Annotated in this window: 14 protein-coding genes; 1 reads left to right on the top strand and 13 read right to left on the bottom strand. The window is 27.3% G+C overall.

The features are described from left to right. Nucleotides 1-68: 68 nt before the first annotated feature. The 13 genes from CURI_RS00305 to CURI_RS00255 form a co-directional block, all read right to left on the bottom strand. Nucleotides 69-704: a putative bacteriocin export ABC transporter gene (locus CURI_RS00305; protein WP_014966280.1), complete on the bottom strand. Its 636-nt coding sequence runs from the start codon at nucleotides 702-704 to the stop codon at nucleotides 69-71. Further along, nucleotides 704-3,019, bottom strand: a complete 2,316-nt coding sequence (locus CURI_RS00300) for a bacteriocin-associated integral membrane family protein (RefSeq protein ID WP_014966279.1) — start codon at nucleotides 3,017-3,019, stop codon at nucleotides 704-706. Before CURI_RS00300 ends, CURI_RS00305 begins: the two co-directional genes overlap by 1 nt. Before the next feature lie 864 nt (nucleotides 3,020-3,883). Further along, nucleotides 3,884-4,723: a hypothetical protein gene (locus tag CURI_RS15700; protein WP_014966277.1), complete on the bottom strand. Its 840-nt coding sequence runs from the start codon at nucleotides 4,721-4,723 to the stop codon at nucleotides 3,884-3,886. Between the two features lie 138 nt (nucleotides 4,724-4,861). Then, nucleotides 4,862-5,053 carry a hypothetical protein gene (locus CURI_RS15510; RefSeq protein ID WP_187287409.1) on the bottom strand — a complete coding sequence of 64 codons (192 nt, stop codon included), beginning with the start codon at nucleotides 5,051-5,053 and terminating at the stop codon, nucleotides 4,862-4,864. A 119-nt stretch (nucleotides 5,054-5,172) separates the two neighbouring features. After that, nucleotides 5,173-6,975: an ATP-binding cassette domain-containing protein gene (locus CURI_RS00290; RefSeq protein ID WP_041701297.1), complete on the bottom strand. Its 1,803-nt coding sequence runs from the start codon at nucleotides 6,973-6,975 to the stop codon at nucleotides 5,173-5,175. 45 nt (nucleotides 6,976-7,020) lie between these two features. Beyond that, nucleotides 7,021-8,250 (bottom strand): ABC transporter permease, encoded by a 1,230-nt coding sequence (locus CURI_RS00285; protein ID WP_041701295.1) that lies wholly within the window; start codon nucleotides 8,248-8,250, stop codon nucleotides 7,021-7,023. Then, entirely contained in the window at nucleotides 8,234-9,124 is an 891-nt protein-coding gene (locus CURI_RS00280; RefSeq protein WP_014966274.1) for an ABC transporter ATP-binding protein, read from the bottom strand. Before CURI_RS00280 ends, CURI_RS00285 begins: the two co-directional genes overlap by 17 nt. A gap of 85 nt (nucleotides 9,125-9,209) precedes the next feature. Beyond that, entirely contained in the window at nucleotides 9,210-9,419 is a 210-nt protein-coding gene (locus CURI_RS00275; protein ID WP_014966273.1) for an Apre_1838 family putative sactipeptide bacteriocin, read from the bottom strand. 59 nt (nucleotides 9,420-9,478) lie between these two features. Further along, a complete protein-coding gene (locus tag CURI_RS00270; protein WP_014966272.1) occupies nucleotides 9,479-11,020 on the bottom strand; it encodes a radical SAM protein in 1,542 nt (513 codons plus the stop codon). Nucleotides 11,021-11,106: 86 nt separating this feature from the next. Continuing rightward, the gene (locus tag CURI_RS00265) at nucleotides 11,107-12,699 is read right to left on the bottom strand and encodes a radical SAM protein (protein ID WP_014966271.1); all 1,593 of its coding nucleotides are present in this window, start codon (nucleotides 12,697-12,699) and stop codon (nucleotides 11,107-11,109) included. Nucleotides 12,700-13,309: 610 nt separating this feature from the next. After that, a complete protein-coding gene (locus CURI_RS14845) occupies nucleotides 13,310-13,648 on the bottom strand; it encodes a LytR/AlgR family response regulator transcription factor (RefSeq protein ID WP_228370466.1) in 339 nt (112 codons plus the stop codon). Nucleotides 13,649-13,660: 12 nt separating this feature from the next. Further along, on the bottom strand, nucleotides 13,661-13,807 hold the full coding sequence (locus CURI_RS15695; protein ID WP_187287408.1) for a hypothetical protein: 147 nt from the start codon (nucleotides 13,805-13,807) through the stop codon (nucleotides 13,661-13,663). 131 nt (nucleotides 13,808-13,938) lie between these two features. Further along, the gene (locus CURI_RS00255; RefSeq protein WP_014966270.1) at nucleotides 13,939-14,505 is read right to left on the bottom strand and encodes a nitroreductase family protein; all 567 of its coding nucleotides are present in this window, start codon (nucleotides 14,503-14,505) and stop codon (nucleotides 13,939-13,941) included. A 283-nt stretch (nucleotides 14,506-14,788) separates the two neighbouring features. Here CURI_RS00255 and CURI_RS00250 point away from each other — a divergent pair, with 283 nt between their 5' ends. Beyond that, complete coding sequence (locus CURI_RS00250) at nucleotides 14,789-15,292, top strand: FUSC family protein (protein ID WP_014966269.1); 504 nt, start codon at nucleotides 14,789-14,791, stop codon at nucleotides 15,290-15,292. Nucleotides 15,293-15,361 lie beyond the last annotated feature (69 nt).

Raw genomic sequence — 15,361 nt, 5'->3', positions numbered from 1 at the left:
GAGTTCTTTATTCATACTTTCTATAAAATGTTTCGGAAACTATTTAAAAATACATGCTCTTCAACATTTTACTTAAGTTTTACTATTTTATTACACATTTTAGATACATCCTTATCATGAGTAACTATGATTACAGTTTTTCCACCTTTATTAACTTTCTTTAAAAAGTCCATAATAATTTCCTTATTTATATCATCTAAAGAACCTGTTGGTTCATCTGCTAAAATTATATTACAAGGCTTTAAAAACACCATTGAAATAGATACTCTTTGTTGTTCTCCACCAGACAATTCATATATCTTACTATTTATTTTATCCGGTAATCCTATCTCTTTTAATATCTTAAGTTTTACATTTTCTTTATCTTTTATATCATCTCTATAAGTTAAGGCTATATCTAAATTTTCACTTACAGTCACGTTATCTATAAGTGCAAAGTTTTGAAATATATAACCTATTTCATGTCTTCTCAACTTTTCCGCATCTTTACTACTAGATTTTAAGTTTTTATTTCCTGATACTATCAACTCTCCAGAGTCAAAGTCATCTAACATTCCTATTATATTTAATAAAGTACTTTTACCTGAACCACTTTCTCCAACAATCGCAATAAATTCTCCTTTTTCTATCTCAAGATTAAAGTTATCTAAAATTTTATTACTTCCAAAACTTTTATTTATATTTTTTAAACTTATTATACTCATTATAATTCTCCTTTAAGACCGTCTAGTATTGACTTATCTTCTTTCTTACTTAGATATAAATATGTTATAATTAGTTCTAGTAAATAAAACAATATACCTATCGTAATTATCAAGTAATATACTTTAGTTGATATGGCTACAAATCTTTTTAAATACATCTGCCCTATTATAGTAGATATAATTATTATTATTAAATCTACTGCTGAAATCATAATAAAATAACTCTTATATCTATTTAAAAAGTTTAGTCCATATAATTTTAATACACCTATTTTTTTTCTATTTCTATATAAATAGCTTGTACTTTCATAAAAAATTAAACCTAGTATTATTAAAATACAACTAACAGATATACCCCCTGAAAGCATAAGCATAGTTTTTGTATTGTTTATATCATCAACAGCATAGTCATAAACTGTAGTCATTACTACTAAACTGTCTAACAATTCATGTTTTTCTAGTAAAGGTACTATTCCATCTTCAGGATATTTATAATCTTCAAATCTAAATTTCATTGTGCCACTCGTTAGTGAACTAACTTTTAAGTTCTCTTTTAAATTGTCATTAGTCATTATAAAAAGTATTGGATCTGTAATAGTCTTATCAATATCATTATAGTATCCTTTGAAATCTTTTCTATATAGATTCATTTCTCCAGTATCATAAGTAAATAATCTCTGATCATTTGCTGTATAGATGATTTTTTGTTTTAAAAACGAATATTCTTTTTCAAGATATTCTTTAAATTCTTCCATTCCTTGTTCGCTTTTTCTTTTTCCTTCTTTAATTTCTAAAGCCTCTTTATAAAAAATATTTACAAGATCATAGTGACCTAAGTGAATATATCTAAGAGAATCCTTTAATAATTTTTCTTTATTCTTAAATTGACTTGGTACAAGTACTGTAACTGTATCCTCATCATCATCTATTTCCCTTATTCTATCTCCATTCTCATCTAATACAGTATTTTCTTTTAAATAATTTTCATTTACTAGCATCATATATGCTAGATTAGGCTGTATCCTTTCTTTTTCAATTATATCATTTGTAACTAATTGCTGATAACCAGCCATTATTCCTCCATTATCATTGATATCATTCCAAAGACTCCCCAACTTCACTTCATATGGATAAAAACTTATTATAGTATCAATTGCATCACCTGGAAATTTAAATCCTATAAATCCTAAATTTCTTGCCTTGTCCCAATTTTCTAAATTATCACTTTTAGCCTTATAATTATTAAAGGTATTGAGGTTTAAAGTTAAAGTCAATATGACAATAATAGACATCATAATCTTCATAATTGTATTCAATAATATGATATTCCTTCTTTTACCCTTTAACATCAACTGTATGTTATCTTTTCCTTTAAAAAGTGACACAATTACTGTCATTATTATCATCAATATTATGTCTACTGCACATATTAATAAGAGATAAATACTTATGTATTGTTTAAATCCTGCTAAACCATTTTTAAAGTATAGTGAAATAGTTATAAATAAAATTGAAGAGATATTAGATAAAGCTATAACCTTTAAAATATCTTCTTTGAATATTTCAGATACTATCTTAAAGTCTGAGTATCCGTATAGCTTTTTTATTCCAAAACTCTTACTTCTTCCAATAACCTCATAAAGAAACAGCAGTATACCTAAAAATAGTATGAAAAATAATAAAATAATTATATAATACATAGAATATATAGAGTACTCATTCATATCCACAAATGAATTAACAGAACTCTCTTTTACAGAAAAACTTTTCTGTTCACTGTTTATAGTGCTAATTACTTCATTTAAAGTATATCTATCATTATTTAAATGTAGTTTATAGTCGGTTTCAATAAGTCTGTTTTTCATATCTGATAAAGGTCGAATGTATATTTCTCTGGAGCTATCATCAAATATGGAAAACCTACCCACTTGTTTTTTATCCTTTGTATCTATATTGCTTAAAAATTCTCCTTCTTTTAAATTAGAATTTAACTTTTTTCCACCTTTAATGGATAAAACACCGTTAAACCAATCAAAGTCATTTATAGATACATATGCTGTTAAGCTCTTTCTATTTTTTCCATCTCCAGGAAAAGCTATTGCTCTTTCAATATCCATGTCATACCTTTTACCATAGTCCTCTAAAGTGCTTAATACATCCTCTTTTGAAATATCTTCTACTATAGTTAAATGTATAGAAGCATCATATCTTCCTGTGAAAATTCTTGAAGATTCGTACATTCCATAATATTTAGTAAATATAATAGTAAATAAAATAAAAAATAAAAGTATCAATAACCTGTATGTTTTTTTCATATTCCCTCCTTAAATATTAAAAAAGACACTCTCTAGAGAGCATCTTCTTTAATATTTATACTAAAATTCTACTATAATATACCCCTTTCCCCTATTAGAAAGTTTTTTCATCATATTAGCCCTAGATAGAGCAGTTGGTGAAATATATAATAGGAAACCGTAATATCCTTATACTTAAGGTAACATTATGTATTTATTTTTTCAATATATCTAGTACAACTGGTAACTTTTCATACATAACTGGATTACTTTTACTTTAGAGGAATATATCTATTTATAATAAACTTATTCTTAGAATAATCAATAGTAACTTCACCATTATGCTTTTTAACTGAACTTTTTATATTACTTACTCCAACCTATGTAAAATGAAGTTTTTTTATCAGTTAAAATTTTATCATCTTTTATAGTAATCCTATTAATTTTAGAGTTTTCAGCTTTTAGAACGGAGAATCTATTGACTATAGTTCCTCTAATTTTAGTGTATCTATTTATCCCTCATCATCTATTTTCTCACATGCTTCTATCATATGTACAAGGCTGCATTTTAAGAATTTAATCTCTGTAAAAAACTTTATATTATTTTCATCGCAGGTTGATTTTTTTCATTTAATATAATATCTAAAATTACATTTCCTGTTTTATAAATATCTTCACAACTAATGATCTCTATATTTATACTATCAATATAGTTTTCAATGGTATTATCACTATATGTAGATTCTGTATACATACAATATGATATTTTATATAATGATATGTAAGTTTTACTATTATAACGTGGTAATTTAGAAGCTGTATAAAAAACTAGAACCTTTTAAGTCACTCTATATAGAATTTCAGACTTTTTCTATACTGCTAATCCTAAAAATTAATTTCACCATCATGTTCTTCATCATTCTCTATGGTTATATATCTTTTATCTTTACCATAATTTTTTTCATTTCTATTAATACTATGATTTTCTTCTGAACCATTTAATTGCTTTTCGTTTAATTCATATAGCTTATTTTCAATCTTATTCTCTAACTTAGATAACCCGTCTTTCAATTTATCATATTCTTCATACTTATACTTTGTTGCTTTTCCATCTAAGCTTCTTGACTCATCAAGTTCAATTTCTTTTTCTAATACACTAATACTTCCTTTAGCTTTATCTTTTAAAGAAGACATTACCTTTAGATCTTGTAAATCAGAACTTGCAGAGATAAGGTAACTCATATTCTGATCAGATATATCATTATCTGTATTGTTTGAATAGTTATGTATTTTTTTATCTTTCTTTTCTTCTTCATTTTCTTTATCTATTCCTATATTTTTTTGCTGCTCTTCAAATTGAAGTTTTGCTATTTGTTTATCTATATCCTTTAGTTGCTCTTCTATACCTTTTGTCATTTCATTTATATAAGATATATCCATATCCTTTTCTAACATATTTGTTACCATATCACTCTTGCGTTCAGTTAAGTTTTCTTTTTGTTTCATCAGATTTTCTATAACATTATTTACTTTATTTTGACCTAAAAACTTTTTACTCATATTAAGCCCTTGAGAACTTATTGTAATTTTATCTCCCATAATATTTTTACCCATTTGGGAATTCATATCTTTTGTAGATATGCTCCTATTTATAGGAGAACTATTAATAGAACTAGTATTTCTCATACTAAAGTTATACTGATTTAAGTTGAGATTTATACTCATATTCTTTTCTCTCCTTTTTAATATATAGTATACGATTACATTATATATCGGAATAAGTCTGGAAATGTTTACATAATCAAGTAAATACATTTTAATTTCTTATTTATAGTATAAAATTTAGGCTATCAGTCTGATAGCCTAGCTTAAAGATCCCTCATTTGTGCTCTGTGTAAAATCACTTCCAAAACTATTTAAAAATACATTTTCTCTGGCATCCTTTTTAGGATTTGTATATTTATATTCATCTACTTTTCCTATTGGAGTCATATTTATGATTGTCACTAATATATGAATATAAGCTATTGTAGTAACCAGTGTATTTACTCTCATACATGCGGGTTTATATATGGAGCTTTATTATATGATGAAAATGAAGTGTTATTACTTGTTAGTACACATTATACCTAGGAATAATTTTGATAGTTTAATGTACAATATTGCTCATAAACTTATTGTACTGCATGTAGCTCATCTTTTGCCTGAAGGAAGCTTGTATATATTTCATTTGTATCAATTAGGTGATCATGATAACCATCAGCAACAATAGTACCATTTTGAAACATAATAATTTTGGCGTTTATGTATTGCATATTTTCTGGCCTATGGGTAATTAATATAGTTATTTTATTCTTTGATTCAGAACGAATTAACTTAAAAATATCTTTTTCTCGGATAGGATCTATTGACGCTGTTGGTTCATCTAAGATTAATATATTACTATCTCTAAAAAGAACCCTTGCTATAGCAACTCTTTGCCACTCCCCTGTTGACAACATTTCCCCGGAGAACCAAGTGCCCATTTGTGTGTCTATTCCATCACTAAATTTATCTATTTTTTCTTTCAGATGTGATTTATATAACACATCATATATTAAAAAATCATTATTAATTTTTTCAATATTTCCAAAACCTATATTTTCCCGTAAACTAAATTCATACTTATTAAAATCTTGAAAGATAACACCCATTTTCTTTCTTAAACTATCTTTATCTATATCTCTTAAGTTAAAATTGTTTATAAATATTTCACCATCATAATCATCATAAAATCCGCACAATAATTTAATAAATGTGGTTTTTCCACTTCCATTTTCCCCTATTATACCTAGTATATCCTCTTGTATAATTGTAATATTAATATCTCTTATTGCATAATGATCTGTATCTTTATATTTATAAGACAAATTAACGGTTTCTATTTTTTCTATTATCTCGTCTTCATCAAACTTATATAAATCGTTTCTTTTATCTCCTACTTCGAAATCAATCAAATAAAAATATTGACTTATGTATAATGTGTCGTTGTATATTTCCGTTAAATTTTGTAATAGGCTACTTATATTGCTTTGAATTGTTGTAAAAGAATTTATATATGCCATAGTACTACCTATCAACAATTCTCCACTCAATGTCATAGTAAAAGTTCTTATAGTAACAATAATTTGTATAACTTCATCTAAAATTCCTAGATTTAATAACCATTTTGCTCGTTTTCTAATTATACAAATATCTTGATTTGCTATTTCCTTCGTAGTTTTTTTATGCATATTAGAAAGATATTCACCTATACCGTAACTTTTTACTTCTTTATAAGCAATATCATTTGTCAATAAATAATTAATATATGATGCTTTACGCACTTCTTCCATTCTTTCCATACGCATCTTATAATTTAAATATCCTAATCTACTATTTACAATGGTAGATATTATCGGAACAACAAAAATTAAAAGAAATAAAGGGGAAGACCATTCTAAGATAATCGTGGATATAGAAATCACCGATATTAACTGAGTAACTATTGAGACTAAATTCATAAACACAGAAAATATCTTAATTTGCCCTTCATCTGTTGCTCTATTAATTGAATTATAAACTTCAGAATTTTCAAAGTCTAATAAACTTAAGTCGATACATTTTTTCAGTATATCTCTGTTCGTGTGATAATTTAATAAGACCTGATGTTTTTCCAAGATATAACCTGACAACTGTTTCAAAATTCTAACTAGCAAATTAATTATAAAGTATATGATAAATGAATGAATAACTATGTTCATACTTCTATAGTTTGCGATTGAATTAATTAGAAGTTCACTAGAATAAATAATAAAAGTTGAACTCACACCTAGTATCACTATTAAACTAGTATTCAATATAAGTAATTTAGGGGAAAATTTATAAATATATTTTATTAGCCTCTTTAATATCTTTAATATATCGGTTGTATCTAATCTATTCATATCATTATTCACAAATAATTTCCCCCTTATTTTTTCATATTGTTTGAACTATATCGCCTATGAAGTACTTTCTTTTTTGTTGTAAATTGCTCCTGCCATAAGAAATCCTAGAATAGCGACTATGGCATTAAAGAATACTCTAAAATAAGGTCCCCAAACGCCATATATAATGTCCATTCCCCTTAAAGAATCAAACATAATGATTCCACTTCCACTACTAGGTAACATTCCAAGTAGCAATCTAGGTAATTGACCCATAGGCATTATGTATAAACCTATAAATGTAAAAACAACAAACACTAGTATTCCAAGAGTTAAAGATTGACTTGGTTTTTTCGTTAGAGAAGATATAAGCATCATAACAGCTGACATAGCTAACATACTAACTAATCCTCCCACTATTATTGAAAGAAGTACTTGCTTTAATGTCATAGGTGCAACTGAATAAATATACCTTATTTGAAAAGATGTATTAAGTCCTTCAGTTCCAAGAAAAACAGATAATATTGCTACATATATACCTATACTTAAAAAATATAATAAAATACTAGATATAATATGAGAAAAAATTTTGGCAATAGTTATGTCTTTCCTGCCATATCTAGTGGTTTTTATAATATCATCAACTCGATTGTCATAAACCTCTGAAAATATAGAGCTATTAAAAATCAAACAAACAAAGGAAAGAATGACAGTAATCATACCTAAATGTTCTATTGACACTCCCCAAAATTTATAACCTGGAGAAAATACAAAGGGTTTTTCTATCTTTTTATTTAATTCAGTTATTTTATCTTTACTTCTATCTGAGTCCTTAGGAAAATTATACCCAAAAATTTTTTCCACTTTTTTATCTCTAATAGTATAGAAATTATTTACAAAATCCTTAGTTATATCATTGCCATTATCATACTTAAAATCATCAATATAAGGGGGATAAAAAGCTAGTTCTTGTATTAAATTAATCATAGGAGCGTATGCCATATAATCTTCTCTTAGATTGTCTTTTATAAAACCTTTTTCAAGATTCCTTTTATATAAATCAAACCCCTCTAATAATCGCTCTTCTGTTACTGTACCGTCTGTTTTTACTTCTGCTTTTCTCCTCATTTCGAGTGACTCTTTTGTTGAATAATGTACTAAGCTTCCATCTTCATATTTCACAGTGGATGTCATAGTTCTTGTAAAAAGCAGAAAAAAAGCAATTGGAATAATAATTATAAAACCTAAAAATATTTTACTTTGTTTACCCTTCCATAACCTTCTTAATTCATTTATAAATATCATAGCTATCACCATGTATCCTTTCAATCATATCTAGATAAACATCATTCAACTCCGTTTTTACTAATTTTCCACCGTCAATAGGATCCTTTGAGATAAATCTTATATGCATTCGGTTTTCAGATTCATTTCGAAAATTAATGATATTTACTTTTTCTTCCCAATAACTAAAATCCTCCTCAGAGATAATAACTTCCCACACCATATTATTTAATCTGTCAACTAATTTACTAGTAGTTTCATTGACAATTAATTTTCCCTTATTAACCATAGCAATACGATTAGAAATAAACTCTATATCTGAAGCTATATGAGTGGATATAATAACTATACGATTTCTAGCAAACTCAGAGATATATTTTCTAAAACTTCTTCTTTCGTCCATGTCCAGTCCAGCTGTAGGTTCATCTAAAATCAGTATATCTGGATCATTTAAAAGTGCCATAGCAATACCTACTCTTTGCCTCATACCATGGGATAATTCTTTCATTTTTTTATACTTAGCGTCTAATAATTGAACCATATTTAATAAATATTCAATTTTTTCTTGGATAGTTTTTTTATCTAGACCCTTAAGTACAGAGATATACTCTAAATATTCTATAATAGATAGATTTTCATAATATCCAAAGTCCTGTGGTAAATATCCTATTTTATCCCTATATATATCTCCTAAATCTTGTACTTTTGCATCATTATATAAAATTTCTCCTCCTGTAGGATTAAGTAGCCCCACCATCATTTTCATAAGCGTAGTTTTACCTGCTCCATTAGGCCCCAAAAGCCCCCATATACCTGGAGTAAAGTCAATATCTATATTATTAACTGCTAGGTAATTTCCATATTTTTTGCCTAAGCCTCTTATGTGTAATACCATATTAATATACCTCCTATGGATATAAATGAGATAAAGCACATTCAGTATAATTCTTCTCTGAATGTGCTTTAGAACAATTTCTAAATTATTCTACTGATCCTGACTTTCTTACTGTTCTAAATGCTTTGCTTGAGTTCCCAGCATTTACATCTGAGTCACTACAACTACATCCACAGTGGAAACAACTATCATCACCTCTTGCATTAGAAAAAAGATTACTACACATACATGCATAAGGTTGAGCTCCTGGTGCATTTGTTGTAAGATCTCTTCCTAATGGATTAATCATCTTCATAAATCTCACCCCCTTTAAAATAAGGTATATGGTAATGTACATTACTGACTATTTTGTTATTATATTAGACTATACTCTTCAAGAACTTGCATTGCATCGGGATGCTTTTCTAATATTTCATGATATTCTGATAAGCAACGCTCTATCATAATTCTATTAACCTCACATTTATCGTGTCTATACGATAGACGTACACCCTCTTCATCAAAGCAGTTCATGTAGCAAAAGGTACATAAGTGAATAGCCCAACAATTTCCACAATATTTTAATGCTTCCTTTCTAAAGCTATCAACATAATGGTTTCTGACCTCATCTATATTTATACCATTATAAACATCTCCTATTTTAGGGCTTGATCCCAATCGCTCGCATGGCATATATTTTCCTTCAGTTGTTACATATGTTCTTCTGGCTCCTGGTATACAACACCCATTCATTCTATATTGTGAAACAGGTTCATCTGTTAAAAAGCGATTATGAATAAAATACAATCTTTTTATAAAGTCATCTCCATCTATAGATACATTATCAAAATAATCTGTTTTATTATTAGAACTAGCAAGATTAGAATAGTTAATTTTATCTATAATACTAAAGTTTGGATTTGTCTCTGATAAACTTCTAAGATATACCTCTCTTTCTGAATCAATTCCATTATACTCTACATCTTCATCACTTACTGTTGTATATGAATAAGTGATACGTGTGTTTTCATTTGTCCATTCTAGAGAATTCACAAATCCTTGAATACTTTCAATCTCTTCTTTTGTTAACTCTTCAGAAAATACTGCATTTATCCCAATGCGAGAACCTGCCTCTTCGCCCATAGCTTTCACTAATAAATTAAGACCTCTCATTGTTGCATCAAATGTACCCTCACCATTTTTGAATATCCTATTAGAATTATGTATGTTCCTAGGACCATCAATACTAATCAACATATGAGTAAGCCCTTTAAGATTTGCTAGCCAATCTGCAATTTCTTCATCAATAAGAGTTGCATTAGTAGTCATAGAATAGTCTATAATTCTATTTTTGTATGTATCCTGACAATATTCTACACATTGTTTAATTAAATCAAATTTGACCAAAGGTTCTCCGCCATAAAATGTTATAGATACTTGGTCAGATTTAGTAGAATCTCTCATAAATTCATCTATTGCTTTTTTAGCTACATCGAATGTCATATCTTTATTTCCAAAATTTCTATATCCACCTTGACCATCATGATATATACAGTATTTACATCGCATATTGCATTTCTCTGTTAACTCTAACGTTAATTGTTCACGTCTATTAAGCAATCTATCATCTAATGCTACTACTGCATCTCCTGTTAGTTCTTTTACAGTTGGTGCCTTTAATATATTTTCAAATTCTACAATTTTTTGTACCTCTTTTAATTTTTCTAATAATATTTCATTTGAAATGTTTATTTCAAATAGTTTTTTGAAACTATTGTATTTAATTAATGTATTGAATATCCTATAAAGGGTATCATCTACTTGAAAGACTTTCCCTGTTCCTACATCATAGATATAATAATCACTTTTTGTTTTAAATGTTCTGCATAGTCTAGAGAAACGGCTGTTTTTTGTCAAATTTTCAAACAATTCTTCAAACTTAACAAATCTTTCATCATTCAGTTTAATCTTCTCCTTCCACTTATACTTATATTTGTACTTTGCTAACTGTAAGTATATGAATTTAATAATGTTTCAAATTCTTCTGGATATTTTTCTAATAAATAATGATATCTGATTAAATCTTCTTCTATAGAAGCTCTATTAAGCTCACATTTTTGATGTCTATAAGAAATATTAATTCCATCCTCCTTATAACAACTCATATAGCAAAGTGAACATAAATGAATTGCCCAACAATCCTTACAATACTTTACAGACTCATTTCTAAAGTCTTCTACATAATGTTTTCTTATCTTATTTTTATCTAAGCCATTAAATACATCCCCTATACTAGGACATGGTCCTATTCTCTCACATAATAGATATTCACCTTTTACTGTTACATAGGTTCTACGAGAACCTGGTACACAACAACCATTCATTTTATACTGGTTAACAGGTTCATCATTTAATATTCTATTATGAATAAAATTTAATTCTTGAACTAGAGCTCCTTTGCCAATTTCTAGTTTAGATTTAGAGTTATTTTTATCTTGATTCTCAAACTGTTCTACTAATCTCTGGAATGAAAACTTATCTAGTACACTATGGTTTTTCTGCTTATTTTTTTCTCTAATGTTTTGTTCTCTTTCTGAATCAATTCCTAGATATTCAACATCCCTATCCTCTTTAAGAATATAAGATAATGTTATTGTTGTATCTGGTGTTGTCCACTCTATCGAAGAAAAAAATTCGTTTAAAGCTTTCATATAATCTAAGTCTACATTATCGTCAATTACAGCATTAAAAGATATGTATTCGTTTACCTTATCACCAAATGCATTTGATAGTAATTTAACACCATTCATAGTATCTATAAAACTACCTTTTCCGTTCATCAATACTCTATGTTTATCATGTACTTCTTTAGAACCATCTAAACTTACCGTAATACTAAAATTATCAATAGTAGAAATAAAGTTTGCTATTTCTTTATCTATTAATGTTGCATTAGTTGTCATTGTATAATATATTTTCTTATCTTTATATTCTTCTTGACAGTAGTTTATACAGTTCTTAATTAGGCCAAAGTTTAATAGCGGCTCTCCTCCATAAAATCCTATAGAAACCTCTTTCATTCCTTGTGATTTATTCATCAATTCATCAATAGCTATTTTTGCAATATCAAAGGACATATTAGCCTCACCAAAGTTCCTAAAGCCAATATCAGAGCTATGATATATACAGTATTTACATCTCATATTGCAACTCTCTGTCACTTCAAGAGTTATTTGTTCCAGTGAAGAATCTAGTGCTTGATCTAAATTTACTACTGAGTTTCCTGTCAACTCGTTCACTGGGGGCGCCTGTAAAATATTTTCATTTTCTATCACTTCTTTAAGTTGCTCTAGGGCATTTATTAGTTCACTTTCACTTGTCTTTCTTAGAGTAAAAATGCTATCAAATTTATTGGTTATAGATAAAGCTTGCAAAATATCATATAAAATGTTATCAACTTGAAATACTTTACCCGTTCCAACATCATAGAAATAGTAATTCATATCTGTTTTAAATACTCTTCCTAATCTAGAGAACTTGCAATCTTTTATAATTCTATTAAATAATTCTTTATATGGATTAAATACTTCTGTCATTTTACACCTCTTCATTTCTCATTATATTTGTATGTTAGGTTTCAAATATTTAATTCCGTATCTCTTGACCCTTGAATCTCTACATGTCGTAAACATACATAACTTCAAATTTTAGGATAATATGCGCGCATTTAATCACCGTTAGTTAGCTTAATATATACAGCTAAAGTTAAAAAACAAACTTTATATTTTAGATATTCATTTAACATAACAATTTTATTTTGAATATAAAGATCTTAGCTACTCATATATGACTAAATTTTTATAAATCAATTTAAAAAGTATAATTTATTTAATGTATTTTCTAATGAGAAATCAAAAACCTTTTAATAATTTAGTATTTTAAATTCTCTATATATTGAAAAGATAAATTCATCTTTATCCTTTCAATATATAGATTCAGAAATTTTTGTCTTAATAGTTTTAATGAATTTATACTTAAAAATTTATAACGTTCTTACTATTTAAGATAACACTATATATATCTTTTTCAATACTATTTATACAACTTGCCATTTTATAGGTACAACTGGTATGTTTTTATTGCAAATATATATTCATGGTAATTTTATTTAGTTTAGATTTTCCGATTTTTAAAGTCCTTCTGATTTTATATTTTTTCAATTGCATGAATAGTCATGTCCTTTCTTATTATCTCTACGTAGGTTATATCTTCTATTAAAACTTTATGTATTTCATTTCTTTCTTGAATAAATGTATAACTTTCATTATTTTTTCTAATTTCATCTATGAATGATACTATATATTTTTTTAACTCTTTACAGTTTATTGGTTTTATTAAATATCTACAGGCTCTAACTTCATATCGTTGTTGAGCATAATCTAATATTGAAGTTGTAAATATTATTTCTACTTTATCATCAAACTTCCTAATTTTTCTTACAACATCTATGCCCGTAAGATTGTCCATTAATATATCTAGTAAAATAATATCTACTTCTTACGGATAATTTTTAAGTAGCTCCTCTCCTGAACTAAATTTTAAAATTGCATAATGACACTTTATATTTTCAAAATTATTCATTGCATGATCTCTTAAAATAGTTCTATGAGTTCGTTCATCTTCGTATATAACTATTTTTATCATAAAGCAATCTCCTATATTTTACTTCTCTATTAGCTTTTCTTTTTTTACATAGCATCATCTAAAATCCTACTTTGTATAAACACTATAATCTATTTTATTCAACATAAAAATTAGGCTATCAATCTGATAGCCTAATTTAAAAGTCCTTTATTTGTACTCTCTGTAAAAGCACTTCCGAAACTATTTAAAAATACATGTTCTTTGACATCCTTTTTAGGATTTGTAGGTTTATATTCATCTGCTTTTCCTATTGGAGTCATAGCTATAATTCTATATCTATCTGGTATAGATAGTGCTTGTTTTACCTTCTGTTCATCCCATACTCCTATCCAACAAGTACCGTAACCCTCACTTGTGGCAGCTAATACTAAGTGCTCCATAGCTATAGCTCCATCTACTAAATAGTATTCCTTACCATCTATGATACCTGATTCAGACGGATCTCCCACTATTACAGCTACAACCGGTGCTTCTTTTATAGATGTACTTGCTTCATCAGTTTTATTTTTCACCGCACTTGATAACTGATCTTTTATGCTAGATTCAGTTACTAAAATTATTCTATAGGATGTGTTGTCTTTCCAAGATGGACTTCTCATAGCTGCGTTTATTATCCTATCTAGACTCTCCTTATCTATAGGAGTATCGCTAAATCTTTTAGCACTATTTCTACTTTCTATTACCTCATAAAATTTCATAATATTTTCACCTTCCTTAAAAATATTATGCTCATTAGATATATTCTATATGCAATAAAAGCGTTCATTGTATCTATTAAACATATATTTCAACTTATTTTTTGATTTTAATAACTTTTTTATAAGCTATTGGATAACTTAATAATTATTAAGCTATAATCTAATGTACTAGGGATAATTCAATCTATTCACTATGAAAGGTATATATTGATGTTTGTATGCCGATATACTGTATAGTATAATTATAATTATTTATGTTCTAGAAAGGGGGATTTTCTTAACCATGGCTAGAGTAGGTATGAGGAATTTTAAAACAGCTATTGCAGTTGCAATATGCCTTATAGTTTTAAAGTTTGTAGGAGTAGAAAATCCATTTTTCTCATGCATGACTGCAATATACACTATGCAAACGGATTTTTCTACATCTCTTAAGATGGGATCTTATAGGCTTTTTGGTACCATTTTTGGTTCTATAATAGGATCTATATTTGCAGTTATAGCATACAAATATCTTCCTATGGATATTGTTTTTATAGAAGCATTAGTTATTCCCATAGGAATCATGTTAATAATTCATATTCTAACTATGTTGAAACTTAAAGATACTGTTCTTATATCTTGTGTAGTTTTTTTAGCTATTATGATAAATGTAGAGGGGAATGTTATGCCTAAAAGTTATGCAATAGACAGAACTCTTTCAACCATTTTTGGAGCTGCTGTTGCCCTTTTGGTTAATAGATTCATATATCCTTATAAAGTAAATGAAAATAGTGTAGAGACAGAATAAATATTATTTAGCCTTTAAAAACTAAAATAAAAAAGCCATGAAATCAAGTTTTAAAATTTGGTTTCATGG

It is taken from the genome of Gottschalkia acidurici 9a (assembly GCF_000299355.1).
Lineage (GTDB): Bacteria > Bacillota > Clostridia > Tissierellales > Gottschalkiaceae > Gottschalkia > Gottschalkia acidurici.
This window is presented reverse-complemented; position numbering and strand designations above follow the sequence as displayed.